Origin of the sequence: Kitasatospora sp. HPM-01-4, from assembly GCF_051374625.1 — a bacterium.
Classification (GTDB): Bacteria; Actinomycetota; Actinomycetes; order Streptomycetales; family Streptomycetaceae; genus Kitasatospora.
Window position 1 is genome coordinate 3,330,615 of record NZ_JBPQGP010000005.1, and the last position, 18,066, is coordinate 3,348,680.

Here is an 18,066-nt window from a genome sequence, read left to right on the forward strand (position 1 = left end):
TACGTCGACGGGCTCCCGCGCCACCAAGGCCGTACGGCCGGTGCACCACGCGGGTGCACCGGCCGTACGGGTGGAGGTGGGATCAGTAGCGGTACTGCTCGGACTTGTACGGGCCCTCGACCGGGACGCCGATGTAGTCGGCCTGCTCCGGGGTCAGCGTGGTGAGCTTGACGCCCAGCGCGTCCAGGTGGAGCCGGGCGACCTTCTCGTCCAGGTGCTTGGGCAGCACGTACACCCCGATCGGGTACTGCGCGGTCTTCGTGAACAGCTCGATCTGCGCGATCGTCTGGTTCGCGAAGGAGTTGGACATCACGAACGACGGGTGGCCGGTCGCGTTGCCCAGGTTCAGCAGACGGCCCTCGGAGAGCACGATGATCGTGCGGCCGTCGGCCTTGCGCCACTCGTGGACCTGCGGCTTGATCTCCGTCTTCACGACGCCCGGCAGCTTCGCCAGGCCCGCGATGTCGATCTCGTTGTCGAAGTGGCCGATGTTGCCGACGATCGCCTGGTGCTTCATCCGCTCCATGTGCGAAGCCAGGATGATGTCCTTGTTGCCCGTGGTGGTGACGAAGATGTCGGCGATCTCGACGACCTCGTCCAGCGTGGTGACCTGGTAGCCGTCCATCGCCGCCTGCAGCGCGCAGATCGGGTCGATCTCGGTGACGATGACCCGGGCGCCCTGGCCGCGCAGCGACTCGGCGCAGCCCTTGCCCACGTCGCCGTAACCGCACACGACCGCGACCTTGCCGCCGATCAGCACGTCGGTGGCCCGGTTGATGCCGTCGATCAGCGAGTGACGGCAGCCGTACTTGTTGTCGAACTTCGACTTGGTCACCGAGTCGTTGACGTTGATCGCCGGGAACAGCAGCTTGCCGTCCCGGTGCATCTCGTACAGCCGGTGGACACCGGTGGTGGTCTCCTCCGTCACGCCCTTGATCGTCGCCGCGATCTCGGTCCACTTGGACGGCGAGGAGGCCAGGGTGCGGTTGAGCAGCTCCAGGATGATCCGGAACTCGTCGTTGTCGGCGGTGGACGGGTCCGGAGCCTCGCCCGCCTTCTCGAACTCGACGCCCTTGTGGATCAGCAGGGTGGCGTCACCGCCGTCGTCCAGGATCATGTTCGGGGTCTGGCCGTCCGGCCAGGTCAGCGCCTGCTCGGTGCACCACCAGTACTCCTCCAGCGTCTCGCCCTTCCAGGCGAACACCGGCACACCCTGCGGGTTCTCCGGGGTGCCCGCCGGGCCGACCGCGATCGCCGCGGCGGCGTGGTCCTGGGTGGAGAAGATGTTGCAGGAGCACCAGCGGACCTCGGCGCCCAGGGCGGTGAGGGTCTCGATCAGCACCGCGGTCTGCACCGTCATGTGCAGCGAGCCGGTGATCCGCGCGCCGGCCAGCGGCTGCGAGGCGGCGTACTCCTTGCGGATGGCCATCAGGCCGGGCATCTCGTGCTCGGCCAGCTCGATCTCCTTGCGGCCGAACGGCGCCAGGGAGAGGTCGGCGACCTTGAAGTCACCGGTGATGTTCGACGACATGCGTCGCTCCTCGCTGCGCGGGGGTTGCGCGTGGTTCAAGGGTTTTTCGGGTGTGCTCGGCGGCAGAGTGCCGGACGGCCCTGCGCTCTGCTGCGGCACAATCCGTCGGAGGACCTCTCTCCCTCGACCGGTGCGCTCGGTATGACGTCCACGCGACCGAATCGACCGCCATCAGCAGCGACGTTTGGCTCTGGTGACGAATCTACACCGAGGTCGCGCGGGAGGGCCGGTACGGGGTGACGAGGTCAGTGGCGGGTCGGGCCGTCCTCAGGCCGGTGCGAGGGGCCGGGGCCGCCGGGGGTCGCCTCCGGGTCGGGGCCCGCCGCGGCCTTCTCCTCGCTGAAGACGTCCGGCTCCAGGTAGATCGCCCGGGCGATCGGGACGGCCCGGCGGACCCGTGCCTCGGCGGCGTCGATGGCCTCGGCGACCCGGGCGGCGCTGTCCTGGGCGTTGACCCCGATCTTCGCGGCGACCAGCAGCTCCTCCGGGCCCAGGTGCAGGGTGCGCATGTGGATCACGCTGGTCACCGAGTCGTGGTCGACCAGTGCGTCACGGATCCGCCCGACCACCGTCCGGTCGGCGGACTCACCGATCAGCAGCGACTTGGTCTCCAGGGCCAGGACGGCCGCGATGACCACCAGCAGTACGCCGATGCCCAGGGTGCCGACGCCGTCCCAGATCCCGTTCCCGGTGAGGACGGTCAGGCCGACGCCGCACAGCGCGATCAGCAGCCCGATCAGCGCGCCGGTGTCCTCCAGCAGCACCACGGGCAGCTCGGGGGCCTTGGCCCGGCGGATGTACTCGGGCCAGCTCTGCGCCCCCTTGGTCGCGGCGGCCTCCCGGTAGGCGGTCAGGAAGGACCATCCCTCCATCAGGATGGCGAAGACCAGTACCCCGACCGCCCATGGCCAGCTCTGCAGCTCGTGCGGCTCCCTGATCTTCCGGTAGCCCTCGTAGCAGGCGAACAGTCCGCCGGCGCTGAACAGCACGATCGCGACCAGGAAGCCGTAGACGTACCGCTCGCGCCCGTAGCCGAAGGGGTGCTCCTGGTCCGCCGCGCGGGCGGCCCGCCTGCCGCCGACCAGCAGCAGCACCTGGTTGCCGGAGTCGGCGACCGAGTGGACGCCCTCGGCGAGCATCGACGAGGAACCGGTGAAGGCGAAGGCGGTGAACTTGCCCGCCGCGATCGCCAGGTTGGCGGACAGTGCCGCGACCAGTGCCTTGGTACCGCCTTCGGTGCTCATCCCGGTCCGGTCTCCCTACGGCCGGGCGTCGCGCCGGCCCTCGCTGGGTCTGGTGAGCGCACACGGTATCCCGGGGCGTCCTGTGAGCGGCCGGGAAACGCCTCAGCCCGAGGCGGCGGTCAGTCCCAGGTAGACGGCGGCGAAGTCGGTGAGCGCGATCAGCTCGGCCAGCGCCCGCAGGGGGTCCAGCTCGCCGCTGGTGTACTCGGTGAGCCGTACCTCGTGCGCCTCGGCGAGCCGGTGGGCGCGCCGGACGCTGTGGCCCGCCGAAGACGCCTCCTCGGTGTGCTCGCCGTTCTCCCCCGGGGTCCGGCGCAGCAGCAGCACCTGGAGCTGGAGCGGGTCGGGCTCCTCCACCCGGTCGCGGAAGAAGTCGTCCGGGTCGGCGGCGGCGGAGGCCAACTGGCCGACGAACATGCCCCGGTGGTCCGTGATCGCCCCGGGCAGCAGTCCGGTGAGCGCCGGGCGGCCCGCCCGTTCGGCCAGCATCGCGGCGAACCGCTCGGCCGCCGCACCCGCCACCGGGCCCTCGGCCCAGACCAACGGGACGGTACCGGCGACCCGGGCCGCCAGCTCCTTGGCCGGATTGAGGTAGAGGGCGGCATCCGGACGGCACCGCACGGCGACCTCGTCCAGCAGGTCGGCGGCGGCCTCCAGCGAGCCGGAGGGCAGCTGGGTGACCCCGATCTTCTCGGTCAGGGCCAGCAGCGGCGCCAGCAGCGCCCAGAGCACCCCCGGGTCCTCGGCGGGGAGGTCCGGCTCGTTCCCGGCCCGGTGCCCCTCGTCCCCGGCCGCCCCGGCCAGGGCGGGCGGGACGTACGGCAGCGGCAGGCCGCGCACCTGGAGGGCGGCCTCGGCCAGCGGGCTGCCGTCCGGTGCGATCACCACGATGGCGCAGCCGCGCGCGTACGCCTGCTCGGCGAGACCGATCAGACCCTGCTCGCCACCGTGCGCGGAGGCCAGCACCACCAGGTCGAACGAGCCTGCCCAGCCCGGCAGTTGCCAGACCAGGCCGGCGGTGAAGGCGGTGGTCCCGCGCTCGCCGCGCTCGACCGCCGTGACGTCCGAGGGCGCCAGCGGGAGGATCTGGCAGCCGGTGACGGCCAGCGCCGCCAGCACCTTCCCGGCCGTCAGGGCGCTGCCGTGGCCGGCCACCAGGACCGTGCGCGGGCGGCCGTCGGGCCGCAGCCCGGCGAGACCGGCCGCGTCGGCCTGCCGCAGCGCGGTACGGACCCGGGCGCCGGCACCGGCCAGGGCGAGCAGGGCGTGGTCGCGGTCGGCGCGCTGGAGGGCGGCCGGGTCGTCGAGCAGGGTGTCGTCGAACATGCGGCTGGCCTCCCAGCGAGCCTCAGTACCGACCGGCGGTCGGCGCCGCAGGCCCGTTCACCGGTCGGTCTTGCGTCGGACGGGATGTCAGGAAGGGCGCCGGGCCTCGTCCACCAGCAGCACCGGAATGCCCTCGCGAACCGGGTAGACCAGGCCGCAGGTCTCACCGGTGCAGCGCAGCTCGTGCTCCTCGTCCTGTCCGGACTCCACCAGCGCCGAGTGGCACTCGGGGCAGACCAGGATCTCCAGCAGGAAGGACGGCAGGCTCATGGACGTTCGGCTCCTCGGGAAAGCTCGGTCGTACGGGGGGCACACGGCACGGTGCCCCGGCCGGTAGCAACCCTACCGGCCGGGGCACCCGCGGGGTCATAGCCCCGCTCGATCAGGCTCCTCAGCCGCGGACGAGGGCGAGCACCGCGTCCCGGAGCTCGGCCATCTTCGCCGGGTCCTTGGCCTCGACGTTGAGGCGCAGCAGCGGCTCGGTGTTGGACGGGCGCAGGTTGAACCACCAGTCGGCCCCGGCGACGGTCAGCCCGTCGAGCTCGTCCACCGCCACGCCCTCCAGGTCCGCGTAGGCGGCCCGGACGGCCGCGGTCGCGGCGGCCTGGTCGCCGACGGTGGAGTTGATCTCACCGGAGGCCGCGTAGCGGTCGTACTCGGCGGTCAGCTCGGAGAGGGTGCCCGGCTGCCCGCCGAGGGCGGCCAGCACGTGCAGTGCGGCGAGCATGCCGGTGTCCGCCCGCCAGAAGTCGCGGAAGTAGTAGTGCGCCGAGTGCTCGCCGCCGAAGACCGCGTCGGTGACGGCCATCTCCTGCTTGATGAAGGAGTGGCCGACCCGGGTGCGGACCGGCTTGGCGCCGAGCTCGCGGACCACCTCGGGCACGGTCCACGAGGTGATCAGGTTGTGGATGACCGTCGGCTGCTCCTCGCCCGCCGCCCTGGCGCGGGCGATCTCCCGGGCGGCGACCAGCGCGGTGATCGCGGACGGGGAGACCGGCTCGCCGCGCTCGTCGACCACGAAGCAGCGGTCGGCGTCGCCGTCGAAGGCCAGGCCCAGGTCGGCGCCGGCCTCGACCACCTTGGCCTGCAGGTCGACCAGGTTCTTCGGGTCGAGCGGGTTGGCCTCGTGGTTGGGGAAGGTGCCGTCGAGCTCGAAGTAGAGCGGGACCAGGTCGAGCGGCAGCCCGTCGAACACGGTCGGCACGGTGTGCCCGCCCATGCCGTTGCCGGCGTCCACGACCACCTTGAGCGGCCGGATCGCGGTCAGGTCGACCAGCGACAGCAGGTGGTCGGCGTAGCCGCGCAGGGTGTCCTCGGCGCTCAGCTTCCCCGGCGCCGCGTCGGCGGACGGGATCTCGACGGTGCCGTCGGCGGCGGTCCAGGACTCCACCAGCTCGCGGATCTCGGACAGGCCGGTGTCCTGCCCCACCGGGGCGGCACCCGCCCGGCACATCTTGATCCCGTTGTACTGGGCCGGGTTGTGCGAGGCCGTGAACATGGCCCCGGGCAGGTTCATCGAACCGGAGGCGTAGTACAGCTGGTCCGTCGAGCACAGGCCGATCTCGACCACGTCGGCCCCGTAGGCGGCCGCGCCCTCGGCGAACGCCCGCGACAGCGACGGCGAGGAGGGCCGCATGTCATGGCCCACCACCACGGCCGAAGCCCCCGTCACCCGGACGAAGGCCGCGCCGAACGCCCGCGACAGCGACTCGTCCCACTGGTCCGGCACCACACCCCGGACGTCGTACGCCTTCACCAGCTGCGTCAGGTCACGCACAACCGCTCCACCAGAATGTCGGGTACTCAGGACGTACCGCAGCGTACCGGGCTCGGATGGGAGCAAGGTGAACACGGCGGGACGGGGGGCGGTATCCCGTCAGTTGTCCGGCGAGCGAAGCACCCGAAGGTGTCCGCGGCGGCCGACCTCGGTCGGGTCACCCTCGGAGCCGCGGCTCTGCCGCGGCGTCCGCTCCTGGGGCCTGGCGGCCTCCCGGACGGCGTTGGCGAGCGCCTCCAGGTCGTCGCTGGTACGGCGCAGCGGCCCGGCCTCGGCGGCGAGCCTGACCACCTCCCAGCCCCGCGGGGCGGTGAGGCGCTCGGCGTGCTCGGCGCACAGGTCGTAGCAGTGCGGCTCGGCGTAGGTGGCGAGCGGGCCGAGGACGGCGGTGGAGTCCGCGTAGACGTACGTCAGCGTCGCGACGGCCGGTCGGCCGCACGCGGTCCGCGAACAACGACGTACAGAGCTCACGAGGGTGGACGGTACAGCACTCCCGACCGGGCCGCGAAGACCCTCCCCCTGCCGAGTGTCGTGTGTCGCCGACGCAAGCCTGCCGGTGTGGTCCACTTCCGGGCGCGAGAGGACTACGCTCGGTACTGATATGGACAGCTCCGCACCCCGTTCACCGGCAGAGCCGACCGGCCCGTCACGGCGCTCAGGGCACCGCGACCGGCACGGCCGTGGCCTGCGCGGGCCGCTGGCACCGCCTCAGGTGCCCATCTCGCTGACCCGATCCGAGCTGTTCGACGACTACGTGCGCGAGTCGGTCGAACGGCTGGAACGGCGCTGGCCCCAGCTGGTGGACGTGGAGTTCGCCGTCCAGGAGGTACCGGTGCCCGAGCCGGGCGCGCCGGAGCCGGACACCGTGCCGCTGGGCCGGCTGATCCCGGCCGGGCAGGGGCGCAAGAGCCGGATCGTGGTGTACCGGCGGCCGGTGGAGATCCGTGCCAAGGGGCGGGACGAGCGGGCCGCGCTGGTCCACGAGATCCTGATCGAGCAGGTCGCCGACCTCCTCGGGCTCTCCCCGGACACCATCGACCCGCGCTACGACGAGGACTGAGACCGGGGCGCGGGAGAACGCCGCGGCCGCCCGCGCACGGTGGTGCCCGGCCGGCCGCGCCGTTTTCCCGCGCCCCGTCCGTCCGGTACCCGCCCTACGGGCGGTTGAGCACGCCCGGGTCCTGGGCGGCGTGCGGGACCTGGACGGTGCTGTGGTCGTCGGAGAACGGCTGGATAGTGAACATCGGGATGTCCTTGGTGTTCGCCGCGAGCATCCGGGCCGCCACCACCGGGCCGCCGGAGACGGTCTCCACGGTGACACCGAAGACCCCGTTCAGACCGCCGGGCTCGGGCGCCGGGAGGCCGACCGTCGCACCGGCCGGGATCTGGACCTGCTTGGTCACCGGGGTTCCCCCGCCGCTCCCCGCCGACGCGGTGATCCGTACGGTGGCCGCGTCGCCCGTCGAGGTGAGGTAGAGGGTGGACTCCCCGGTCCGGTTGTCCGCGATGCTCGCCCGCTTGCCGACCGGGCCGCTGCCGGCGATCCAGGTGGCGTCGGACTTGCCGTTCTGGGTGCGGTCGACCCGCAGACCGGCCACCACCGGCGTCGGGTGCGTGGGGTCGCTCGGGCTCAGCCGCAGCGCCCCGACCTCGCCCCGGGTGACATTGCCCAGGTCGACGGCGGCGATCATGCCCGCCTTGACGTGGATGGTCTCGTGCCCGGCCGGGGTGAACCAGCCGTTCTTGCCGGAGACCTGGATCTTCAGGTCGGCGTCGTCCGCACCGGGCGCGGCGACCACCAGCCGGGCCGAGGCCGCGTCGGCGGGCAGGCCCGGCAGCACCTGGACGGGTGCGGGGGCGGCGGAGGCCGGGACGTAGTCGGCGCCCTTGCCCTCGTCGATCGCGTGCAGGGCGGCGGCCACCCGTCCGCTGCGGGCCACCACCTCGACCGCGAGGTCGGTGACCTGGTCCTTGAGCAGTGAGGAGAGCCGCAGCGACTGGGTGCTGCCGGGGGCGACGGTGAGCCCGGTCGCGGCGTCCACCTCGATCTGGCCCTTGTCACCGAAGAACTTGAGGTCCACCACGGCGGGGGCGGTGTCGGCGTTGACCAGGTTGACGTAGTCGGTGCGGGAGCCCACGGTGCTCGCGCCGGCGAACCAGAAGTCCGTTCCGGCCGGGCCGCAGCGCAGGCCCGACATGCCCGCGGTGCGGGAGTCGGTGACGGTGGTGGTCTGGCTGACGGTGAAGCCCGGCGCGTAGGCGCCGGTCGCCACGGCGGCGGCACCGGGCGGGCTGTCGCCGGAGGGCGCGCCGCCGGTCACCGGGACACCGACCTTGCCCAGCGAGAGCCGGGCCCCGCCGGGAGCGGTGGAGGCGGCCGCGGAGGCCGGGGCGGACGGGTTCGCCGAGGGGGAGCCCGAGGCCGAGGCCGCGTCCGACGGCGCGTCACCCTGGCCGCCGACGTCGGTGAGCGACGCGCTGCCGCCGCTCGCCGCGCCGCCCGCCGGGGTGAACATCGTCAGGTCGGTGTTGCCGGTGACGCCCTGGAACGGGGCCGGGCAGACCACCGCGGTGCGCTCGACCTGCGCCGAGGTCGTGCTGCCGACGTTCCCGGTGCTGCCCGGCGAGACCGGCGAGCGCAGCTCGGCGATCCCGAAGACCGCGGCGAGCACGGCCGCCGCCGCGAGCAGGGAGATGCCGGTACGCGGGCCCGCGCCGGACGACGGCCGGGGCCCGGCGGGCTTGGCCGCCACCGGCTCGGCGGCTGCGCCCGCGGCGTTCCCGGCCGCGCCGGAGGACTTGCCGGGCTTGCCGAAGGACGGCTTCTTCAGGCTGGGGGCCTTGAGGCTGGGCTTCTTCATGAGCTCGGGTCAGCTCCCCGTTCCGTTGTGGTGCGGGTGACCGCCGGTGCCGTAGGGGCCGTTGGGGTCGTAGTAGGTCTCGGGCTGCGGCTGCCCCGGTGCCCAGGCCTGCTGCTGCGGCTCGGCCTCCGGGTAGCCCTGGTAGGGCTGCTCGTAGCCGTACTGGCCGCCGTACGGGTCCTGGTAGGGCTGCTGGCCGTACTGCGGCTGCGCGGCCGGCTGGTCGGGGTACGGCTGCCCGTACGGGGCGTCCGCGGGCTGGGCGTACTGGTCCCAGCTGTAGGGATCGGCCTGGCTGTACGGGTCGGCCTGCTGGTACTGGTCCTGGAACCGCTCCGGCTGGAACTGCTCCTGGGAGTACTGGACCGGCTCGGCGGGAGCTGCGGCGGGCACCGGCTCGCCGGTCGGCTGGGCCGGGATGTCCACCGCGTAGACGCCGTTCTCCGGCTCCTCGCCCTCGCCCTCGCCGCGCTCGGCGAGGCGGCGGGCCCGGCGGCTGCCGGGCGCCGGAGGCGCCGCCTGGACGGCGGCCTGCGCCTGGACGGCGCCCGCGTCGTCGGGCAGGTCGTCGTCGTTGTGGTTGCGGCGGCCGGGCAGGGCGAGCACCAGGACGGTGACGCCGAGCAGCAGCTGGAGGGCGATCCAGCCGCCGTGCGCCAGGCTGCCGCTGCGGGTGACCTCCAGCCGGCCCCCGTTGGCGGGGAGCTCGAAGCCCTGGGCCCAGCCGTCCACGGTGACGCGCTTCAGCGCGGTGCCGTCGAGGGTGGCCTGCCAGTCGGGGTCGGCGTTCTCGGCGAGGCGCAGCACCCGGCCGGCCGGGCCGGCCGGGACGGTGGTGTAGATGTCGTGCTCACCGGCGGGGACGGAGACCGGTGCGCCCTTGGGGCTGGTGATGACCGCCCGGGTGGCCACGGCGCCGGTGACCTGCCAGAGGGCGGTGCCGTTCTCCTCGCTGAGCTTGGTCAGGCCGGGGGTGGTGCTCAGGACGTCCCTGGCCTTGCCGGTCAGCGGGGCCTGGGTCTCGACGTACCCGATGCCGTACCCGGCCAGGGCCTTGGCCTGTTCGCCGCCGGAGCCGGCGAGCAGGCTGCCGACCAGCTTGGTCAGGCTGTCCTGGACCGCGTCGTCGCTGTCCACGGTGGACTCGGCCTGGCCGAGGGTCAGGCCGGCGCCCCTGATCAGGTTGTAGCGGACGTCGGTGCCGCTCTTGTCGCCGGTCAGCAGCAGGGTGCGGGGACGGTCGCTGGTGACGGCCTCCTCGGCGACGAAGGCGGGGACCTGGGTGGCGTCGCCGCGGCGCAGCGGCCAGTCGGCGCCGGCCACGGACCACCAGACGGCGGTGCCGAGCGGGGCGAGGGCGGCGGCGGCCAGCACCAGTGCGGCGACCGGCTGGCGCCAGCCGAAGGCGATGCCGGAGACGCGGGCGTTGGCGCCGTCCGCGCCGATCGCGGCGGCGGCCAGCAGGGCGACACCGGTGAGCAGGGTGGCCGGTCCGGCCCAGGCGGCGGTGGCGGGTCCGCCGGAGGCGGGGGTGACGGTGGTGCCGGCCACGAGGACGCTGAACAGCAGTCCGGCGGCGGCCGCGGCCCAGGCGGCGAGCACCGCGCGGCGCCGGTCGGCGCGCAGCAGGGCGGCCAGGGCGGCCAGCACGATGCCGGCGGAGAGCCAGACCGGCGGGACGCCGTTGCCGCCGGGGTTGACCAGGACCAGTCCGAGCGGGGTGGCGGCGTGCCCGCTGAAGCCGGGCAGGCCGGCCTCCAGCAGCAGCCGGGAGGGGTGGCCGAGCACCTGGAGCGACCAGGGGGCGAGCACCAGTACGGGCACCCCGAGGATCACCAGGACGCGCAGGCCGAGCAGCCGCAGCGCGGTGAGGCCGGAGCCGAAGGCGCCGCCCCGCACCACCGCGTACAGCAGTGCGGCAAGGCTCAGGGGTACCGCTATGGCCCAGGTCAGCGGTACGAAGGCGGTACCGATGGTGAGCATCAGCACGGTCGTCCAGGCGCTCCGCCAGCCGGGGCGGCCGCCGCGCGCGGCGGTCTCGGTGCGGATGCCGAGGCCCGCGGTGACGGCGGCGGCGCGGGCCAGCGGCGGGAGCACCACGGCGAGGACGGCGGTGCCGATCCGGCCCTGGGCGAGTGCGCCGGTGGCGGCGGGCAGCAGGGCGTAGCCGGCGCTGGCCCAGGCGCGGACCAGCCTGGAGCCGATCAGCGGCCGGGAGACCAGGTAGGCGCTGACGGCGGAGAGCGGGACGGAGAGCACCACCAGCAGGGTGATCGCCAGGTCCGCGTGGTCGAACAGCAGCCAGGAGAGCACCGAGAGCACGGCCAGGTACGGCGGCGCGGTGGCGGTGGAGCCGGTCCCGATCGGATGCCAGGAGTCGGCGTACATGTGCCACAGGCCCGACGCGCCGTCGGCCGCGGGCAGCAGGGCGCCGCCGAGCAGGTAGCCGCTGCCGAACAGGCTGCGGCAGGCGATCAGGGAGAACAGCAGCAGGCCGGTGAAGAGCAGCGGTGCGGGGCGCCGGGCCAGCTTCTTGAGCAGTGCGAACTGCTCGACCACCAGGTCGTCGCTCTCGTCGTCGCCCGGCCCGGACTCGACCGAGCCGTGGCGGCCCGCGCCGGAGCCGTCGGTGCTGCCGACGCCGAGGGAGCTGATGGCCTGTTCGACGGCCAGGCGGGCGGTGGCGCCGGGGGCCGGGAAGAGCCCGCGGTCGTCCAGGGCGTCGGCGCTCCTGGTGCGTTTGCGCTGTTTGCGGGCGGCCAGCACCCGGGGCAGCCGGACCAGTTCGTGGCCGAGGCCGGCGAGTTCGTCGAACGCCTGGCGCGGGTCCTTGCCGATCAGGCCGGCCAGTACCCGCAGCAGGGTGCCGATCACCAGCCGGAGCACCACGTACGGGAACAGTGCGCCCTTGCAGTTGGCGAGCAGGGTGTAGACGGCGCCGGCCTTGTCGACCCGGTGCGGGTGGGCCGGTCCGCAGTCGATCGCCCGGCGCTCGCGGCTGGCGGCCTCGGCGTGCCGCAGCACCGCGTCGGGGGCGACGACCACCCGGTGTCCCGCGGCGTTGACCCGCCAGCAGAAGTCGGTGTCGTCGCGCATCAGCGGCAGGGCCTTGTCGAAGCCGCCGAGCTCCTCGAAGACGTCCCGGCGCACCAGCATGCCCGCGGTGGAGACGGCGAGCACCGGCCGGACCTGGTCGTGCTGGCCCTGGTCCTGCTCCCGGCGGTCGAGGCCGGTCCAGCGCCGTCCGGAGCGGGCGATGGAGACGCCGACCTCCAGCAGCTGCCTGCGGTCGTACCAGCTGCGCAGCTTGGGCCCGACGACGGCGGCGCTGGGGGTGGAGTCGGCGACCTGGAGCAGTCGGCGCAGGGCGTCGGTCTGCGGCTCGCAGTCGTCGTGCAGCAGCCAGAGCCACTCGATCGGGCGGGTTTCACGCGCACTGCCGTGGCCGTGGTCGTCCTGGGCGCCGAGCGGGTCGCCGTAGTCGTCCCAGCCGCCGGTGACCGGGTCGTAGCCGGAGGGGTCGAGGCTGTAGGACAGGTCCTCGGGTCGCAGCGGGGGTGCGCTCGCGACGGCCTGGCCGACGGCGGTACCGAAACCGGCGCGGCGGCCGAGGACCAGCGGTCCGCTCTCGGGCAGCCAGTCGCCGAGGGTGTCCCGCAGCAGTTGGGGTGAGGTGTCGGTCGAGCCGGTGTCGACTGCGAGGATGCGCTGCACCTGGCGGTCCTGGCCCAGCAGGCCGGCCATCGCCTGCGGGAGCCAGCGGGCCCCGTCGTGCGAGACGATCACGGCGGTGACCAGATGGCGCGGGTACGCGGGCGGCCTGGCGGCGGAGAAGCCGCTCTGGTGGCTGTAGACAGTCATCGAGTGCGCGGACCCCAAGTTTTCAGTGGACGCAGCCAGTGGACGCAGCCAGTGGACGGCGGGTGGTGTGCGTTGCCGTCCTGACGGGCCGTGGGGCACGGACCGGACGGCGGCGCGCGACCCGGATGCCAGGCACCCGGATGGCCCACCACACTAACGGCTCTCGATGGCGGGGTCGCTCCCGGAGTCATGGAGATGGTGGTCCGGGAATGCGAAAGCGCCCCACCGTCCGGGTGAGGCGCTGGCAGAGCTGCTGCGGCGGACCCGGCCTGCTACGGCGGGTCGACCGGCGGGGCCGCGCAGGTGTGACCGGCGGCCGGGTGGTGCCGTGGCGGCGCGATTCAGACCGCGCTCTTCTTCAGCCGACGGCGCTCACGCTCGGAGAGACCACCCCAGATTCCGAAACGCTCGTCATTTGCGAGCGCGTATTCGAGGCATTCCGAACGGACTTCACAGGCAAGACACACCTTCTTGGCCTCGCGAGTGGATCCGCCCTTCTCCGGAAAGAAGGATTCCGGATCGGTCTGGGCGCACAACGCCCGCTCCTGCCAGCCGAGTTCCTCTTCGCCCTCTTCGATTCCCGCACCGATCAACAGCTCAAAGAGCTCGCTCATTTGGCGCGCCTCCTCTGCCCCTTTTGGCGTCCCCGTGGTGTTGCCGTTGCCTGGAGCGGCGGAACGACACGAGTGAAATTACATGTGCGTCACTCTGGCCCAGTCAAGCCGAGCTCTGGTATTGGGCCGAGGATTCACTCCCCGGAACCAAGGCGCTACGACAAGTGTACATATCCGGACATTCGAGACCTATGGCACCAATCGCCGTCAATCGCCCGGAACCACCCGTCCGCTGACTTGCAGTCAACACGGCGCACCGCGAACCTGACCACCCCCTGAACGGGGGGACGCCGGGCGCAGCCGCCCGGTTGCCAGGTCATTCGGCTGCCTTCCCGGCGTTCCACGCATCGAAACCTAGAGGGTGATTTATCACTCCATCCGGTGGTTCGTAGCGGGTATGTCCCATATGTCGGACGGCGCGGGTTGACACTGTCCGCCCTCTTGCGGTCTCCTTGCACCCATGTCAGAGTCCGCCACCCTCCGGAGCGCCCACCGGGCGCCGCTCCGCCGTGCCGCGAACTCGCTCTGTTGTCGCCTCTGTTCCTGCTGTATCTAGGCGCCCGCGTCCCACCGCGCGCCGCCCAGCAGAAGCACAGAGGCCGCCCGCGACGACAGTCCCCCTGGTTTCCCCGCGGATCCGGCTGATCCCCAGACCACGACCAGCCGTCCGAGGATTCCCATGCGAATGCCGCGCATCCGCAAGCGCAACCGAGACCGCAGCAAGCTCGCCCACCGCCACGCCCTCCCCGTCGCCCCGCCGCGCCGCCCGGAGACCGTGCACCAGGCCCCTGAGCCCGCGCACACCCCCGAGCCCGCACTCCGGGGCGCCCGGTCCGGCTGGGCCGACGGCCTGAGCGACGTCTCCATCGCCGGCGACCCGCTCGCCTTCCCCCACCTCGTCCGTACCGACCTGCCCCGGCACCCCACCACCGTGGCCGGGTACGCGCAGCTCGTCCGCGAGATCGCCGCCGACCGCGACCGCTGGGCTCCGCTGGTCCGGTACGACGCGCTCACCCGCTGGTACGCCCGGCTGGAGACCGGGCCCGGGTACGAGGTCTGGCTGCTCAGCTGGCTGCCGGGCCAGAGCAGCGGCTTCCACGACCACGGACAGTCCTCCGGGGTGCTGGCGGTCGTCCAGGGCGAGCTGGTCGAACGCTCGCTGACGCACTCGGGCGAGGGGGCACGCACCCTGCGCCCCGGCGTCCGGCGCGTCTTCTCCCCCGGCTACCTGCACGAGGTCGTCAACGCCTCCCTCGAACCGGCCGTCAGCATCCACCTCTACTCGCCCGGCCTGGTCGAGATGAACCAGTACGCCGACACCCCGGTCCCCGAGCGGCAGCCCGAAGCCCGCTGAGCCGCGGCGAAGCGCCGTCCGGTTCCGCCCGCCGGTTCCCCTCCGGGGAATTCAGCGGTGCGTCAGACGGCCTGGCAGGATGGGCCCATGCGCATCGTGGCACTGGCAGGCGGGATCGGTGGGGCGCGCTTTCTGCGCGGGCTGAAGGCGGCCGTCGCCCCCGGGGACGAGATCACCGTCATCGGCAACACCGGCGACGACATCCACCTCTACGGTCTGAAGGTCTGCCCCGACCTCGACACCGTGATGTACACCCTCGGCGGTGGCATCCACGAGGAGCAGGGGTGGGGCCGGACCGACGAGACCTGGTCGATCAAGGCGGAGATGAAGGAGTACGGCATCGGGCCCGAGTGGTTCGGCCTCGGTGACCGGGACTTCGCGACCCACCTGGTGCGCAGTCAGATGCTCACCGCCGGCTACACCCTGAGCCAGGTCACCGAGGCGCTGTGCGTGCGGTGGAAGCCAGGGGTCCGGCTGCTGCCGATGAGCGACGACCGGGTCGAGACCCATGTGAGGATCACCGACGAGGCCGGCACCCGGGCGATCCACTTCCAGGAGTACTGGGTCAAGCTGCACGCCGCCGTGGACGCCGAGGCGATCATCCCGATCGGCGCCGACACCGCCAAGCCCGCGCCCGGTGTGCTGGACGCGATCGCCAAGGCGGACGTGATCCTCTTCCCGCCGTCCAACCCGGTGGTCAGCATCGGCACCATCCTGGCCGTCCCCGGTATCCGGGGAGCCGTCGAGGCGGCCGCCGCGCCGGTCGTCGGGCTCTCCCCGATCATCGGCGGCGCGCCGGTGCGCGGGATGGCCGACAAGGTGCTGGCGGCCGTCGGTGTGGAGACCACGGCCGAGGCGGTGGCCCGGCACTACGGCTCCGACCTGCTCGACGGCTGGCTGGTGGACACCGCCGACGCGGACGCGGTGGAGGCCGTGGAGGCGGCCGGGATCACCTGCCGGGCGATCCCGCTGCTGATGACCGACGTCGAGGCCGCGGCCGCGATGGCCCGCACCGCTCTGGACCTCGCCGAGCAGGTCCGCAAGTGATCCGACTGCTGCCGGTCACCGGGCTGCCCGAGATCACCGCCGACTCCGACCTGGCGGGGCTGATCGCCAAGGCGGGCGACTTCGAGGACGGCGACATCCTGGTGGTCACCTCCAAGGTGGTCAGCAAGGCCGAGGGCCGGATCCTGCGGGCGGGCGACCGCGAGGCGGCGATCGACGCCGAGACCGTCCGGGTGGTCGCCCGGCGCGGTCCGGTGCGGATCGTGGAGAACCGCAACGGCCTGGTGATGGCCGCCGCCGGGGTGGACGCCTCCAACACCGCACCCGGCACCGTCCTGCTGCTGCCCGAGGACCCGGACGCCTCGGCCCGCCGACTGCGCGAGGGGATCGGGCGGCTGACCGGCCGCCGGCTCGCCGTGCTGATCACCGACACCTTCGGCCGGCCCTGGCGCACCGGGCTCACCGACGTCGCCATCGGCGCCGCCGGACTGCCCGTCCTGGAGGACCACCGGGGCCGTACCGACAGCCACGGCAACGAGCTGGCGATGACCGTCACCGCGACCGCCGACGAACTCGCCGCCGCCGCCGACCTGGTGAAGGGCAAGGCCACCGGAACCCCGGTCGCGGTGGTCCGGGGCCTCGGCCACCTGGTCACCGACGAGGACGGCGACGGCGCCCGGCCGCTGATCCGGCCGGCCGCCGACGACATGTTCCGGCTCGGCACCTCCGAGGCCGTCCGGGAGGCCGTGACCCTGCGCCGGACCGTCCGCTCGTTCACCGCCGAGCCGGTGGACCCGGGTGCCGTACGCCGCGCGGTGGCCGCCGCCGTCACCGCGCCCGCGCCGCACCACACCACTCCCTGGCGCTTCGTCCTACTGGAGACGCCCGAGGTGCGGACCGGGCTGCTGGACGCCATGCTCACCGCCTGGCAGCGCGACCTGCGCGAACTCGACGGCTGGGACGAGCATCGGATCGCCCGCCGCACCGCGCGGGGCGATGTGCTGCGCGACGCCCCGTACCTGGTGGTGCCCTGCCTGGTGATGGACGGCTCGCACGCCTACCCGGACGAGCGCAGGTCCTCGGCCGAACGGGAGATGTTCACCGTCGCGGCCGGGGCCGCCGTACAGAACCTGCTGGTCGCCCTGGCCGGCGAGGGCTACGGCTCGGCCTGGGTCTCGTCCACCATGTTCTGCCGGGACACCGTCCGCGCCGCCCTCGACCTGCCGGCCGACTGGGACCCGATGGGTGCCGTCGCCGTCGGCCGGCCCGCCGAGGCCCCTCGGGCACGGCCGGGACGCACCGCGGAGGAGTTCATCACCGTTCGCTGAACGGGCGCTCCGTCACGGCGCGGGGGACGGCGTGCGGTGGCGGACGAGACCGTCCGAGGCACACGAGGGAGCCGGTTGCGGACCCCTCGCCCCGGTGGGGCGGTGCAGCCCGCTCCGCGGGAGGCGGAGCAACTTCCCGACGTCCCCGAGGGCTTGACCCTCGCCTCAGCGGCGGCGGTGGTCGTTCGGGGTCAGGCGGGGGCCGTAGCGGGGGGCGTAGGGACAGGTGAGGGCGATCAGGCGGCAGACCCGGTGGCGGTGGCCCGCGTAGGGGGCCAGCAGGTCGAGCATCTGCTCGTCGGTGCTGCGCGGACGTCCGGCGAGGGCCCAGCCGACCAGGTTGGGGAGGTGGTAGTCGCCGACCGAGACCGCGTCGGGATCGCCGTTGCTGCGCTGGAGGGTCTCGGCCGCCGTCCACAGGCCGACGCCGGGGACGGCGGTGAGGCGGGCGAGCGCTTCGGTGTGGCCGAAGGCGGACGCCTCCTCCAGCCGGGGCGCCAGCCGGACTGCCCGCACGACGGTCGCCGAACGCTTGGGGTCCACCCCCGCCCGGTGCCACTCCCAGCTCGGGATCCGCGCCCACTCGCGGGCCGACGGTGCCACCCGCATCCCCTCAACCGGCCCGGGCGCGGGCGTACCGAAGTCGCGCAGCAGCGTGCGCCAGGCCCGGTACGCCTCGTCGGTGGTGACCTTCTGTTCCAGGATCGCGGGCACCAGGGACTCCAGCACCAGGCCGGTCCGTCCCAGCCGCACCCCGGTGTGGACGCGCTGCGCCTCGCGCAGCTGCCCCGGGGGCAGCACCAGCCCGGAGGGATCGTCCTCGGCGCCGAGCAGCGCGGGCACCCGGTCGAGCAGCCAGTCGGCGCCCGGCCCCCACGCCCGCGCGGCCACCCCGCCCGCACGGGTGGCGAGCCGCAGCGTGCCGGGGCCGTCGGGCGTACGGGAGGCCCGCCAGATCGCGCCGTCGCCATCGGTCCGGTACGCCGGGTCGGCCGGACCCCGGCGCAGCGGCAGCAGGGTGCGGGCCAGGTCGAGCGGGTAGCCCGGACGCCAGTGCCGTTCCGTTCCCGGCATGCCGCTCACCGCCTCTCGTCCCAGCGCCTCGGCGCACGGTCCGGGCACCTGAACCATACGCGCGCGGGCGGGGCGCACGACGGCCGCCCGG

The 18,066-nt window shown here is 73.5% G+C and carries 14 protein-coding genes; 4 read left to right on the top strand and 10 right to left on the bottom strand.

The annotated features are described in order from the left end of the window. Nucleotides 1-82 precede the first annotated feature (82 nt). The 6 genes from ahcY to ACSMTC_RS14130 all read right to left on the bottom strand — a co-directional run bounded on the left by ahcY (nt 83) and on the right by ACSMTC_RS14130 (nt 6,445). A complete protein-coding gene (gene ahcY, locus ACSMTC_RS14105) occupies nt 83-1,531 on the bottom strand; it encodes an adenosylhomocysteinase (RefSeq protein ID WP_436560034.1) in 1,449 nt (482 codons plus the stop codon). Between the two features lie 245 nt (nt 1,532-1,776). Continuing rightward, nucleotides 1,777-2,775: a cation diffusion facilitator family transporter gene (locus tag ACSMTC_RS14110; RefSeq protein ID WP_436560035.1), complete on the bottom strand. Its 999-nt coding sequence runs from the start codon at nt 2,773-2,775 to the stop codon at nt 1,777-1,779. Between the two features lie 102 nt (nt 2,776-2,877). After that, nucleotides 2,878-4,101 carry an SIS domain-containing protein gene (locus tag ACSMTC_RS14115; protein ID WP_436560036.1) on the bottom strand — a complete coding sequence of 408 codons (1,224 nt, stop codon included), beginning with the start codon at nt 4,099-4,101 and terminating at the stop codon, nt 2,878-2,880. Nucleotides 4,102-4,188: 87 nt separating this feature from the next. Further along, nucleotides 4,189-4,371 carry a Trm112 family protein gene (locus ACSMTC_RS14120; protein ID WP_436560037.1) on the bottom strand — a complete coding sequence of 61 codons (183 nt, stop codon included), beginning with the start codon at nt 4,369-4,371 and terminating at the stop codon, nt 4,189-4,191. A gap of 121 nt (nt 4,372-4,492) precedes the next feature. Beyond that, nucleotides 4,493-5,878 (bottom strand): phosphomannomutase/phosphoglucomutase, encoded by a 1,386-nt coding sequence (locus ACSMTC_RS14125; protein WP_436560038.1) that lies wholly within the window; start codon nt 5,876-5,878, stop codon nt 4,493-4,495. Nucleotides 5,879-5,977: 99 nt separating this feature from the next. After that, a complete protein-coding gene (locus ACSMTC_RS14130) occupies nt 5,978-6,445 on the bottom strand; it encodes a DUF3499 domain-containing protein (RefSeq protein ID WP_436560039.1) in 468 nt (155 codons plus the stop codon). 145 nt (nt 6,446-6,590) lie between these two features. Between ACSMTC_RS14130 and ACSMTC_RS14135 the strand changes: the two genes are divergently transcribed. Continuing rightward, on the top strand, nt 6,591-6,938 hold the full coding sequence (locus ACSMTC_RS14135; RefSeq protein WP_436560040.1) for a metallopeptidase family protein: 348 nt from the start codon (nt 6,591-6,593) through the stop codon (nt 6,936-6,938). Nucleotides 6,939-7,032: 94 nt separating this feature from the next. Here ACSMTC_RS14135 and ACSMTC_RS14140 read toward each other — a convergent pair whose 3' ends face one another. From ACSMTC_RS14140 to ACSMTC_RS14150, 3 genes are all read right to left on the bottom strand, one after another. Further along, on the bottom strand, nt 7,033-8,739 hold the full coding sequence (locus ACSMTC_RS14140) for a DUF5719 family protein (RefSeq protein ID WP_436560041.1): 1,707 nt from the start codon (nt 8,737-8,739) through the stop codon (nt 7,033-7,035). Nucleotides 8,740-8,748: 9 nt separating this feature from the next. Next, complete coding sequence (locus ACSMTC_RS14145; RefSeq protein WP_436560042.1) at nt 8,749-12,600, bottom strand: glycosyltransferase; 3,852 nt, start codon at nt 12,598-12,600, stop codon at nt 8,749-8,751. A gap of 341 nt (nt 12,601-12,941) precedes the next feature. Further along, nucleotides 12,942-13,214 (bottom strand): WhiB family transcriptional regulator, encoded by a 273-nt coding sequence (locus tag ACSMTC_RS14150; protein WP_436560043.1) that lies wholly within the window; start codon nt 13,212-13,214, stop codon nt 12,942-12,944. An 850-nt stretch (nt 13,215-14,064) separates the two neighbouring features. Here ACSMTC_RS14150 and ACSMTC_RS14155 point away from each other — a divergent pair. From ACSMTC_RS14155 to ACSMTC_RS14165, 3 genes are all read left to right on the top strand, one after another. Continuing rightward, nucleotides 14,065-14,568: a cysteine dioxygenase gene (locus tag ACSMTC_RS14155; RefSeq protein WP_436564681.1), complete on the top strand. Its 504-nt coding sequence runs from the start codon at nt 14,065-14,067 to the stop codon at nt 14,566-14,568. Nucleotides 14,569-14,655: 87 nt separating this feature from the next. Beyond that, nucleotides 14,656-15,615, top strand: coding sequence for a 2-phospho-L-lactate transferase (gene cofD / locus ACSMTC_RS14160; RefSeq protein ID WP_436560044.1), 960 nt, complete (start codon nt 14,656-14,658; stop codon nt 15,613-15,615). Beyond that, the gene (locus ACSMTC_RS14165) at nt 15,612-16,901 is read left to right on the top strand and encodes a coenzyme F420-0:L-glutamate ligase (RefSeq protein WP_436560045.1); all 1,290 of its coding nucleotides are present in this window, start codon (nt 15,612-15,614) and stop codon (nt 16,899-16,901) included. The genes cofD and ACSMTC_RS14165 overlap by 4 nt, the downstream gene beginning before the upstream one ends. Before the next feature lie 165 nt (nt 16,902-17,066). On the opposite strand, the gene ACSMTC_RS14170 is transcribed toward ACSMTC_RS14165, so the two are convergent. Further along, on the bottom strand, nt 17,067-17,975 hold the full coding sequence (locus tag ACSMTC_RS14170) for a DNA-3-methyladenine glycosylase family protein (RefSeq protein WP_436560046.1): 909 nt from the start codon (nt 17,973-17,975) through the stop codon (nt 17,067-17,069). Nucleotides 17,976-18,066 lie beyond the last annotated feature (91 nt).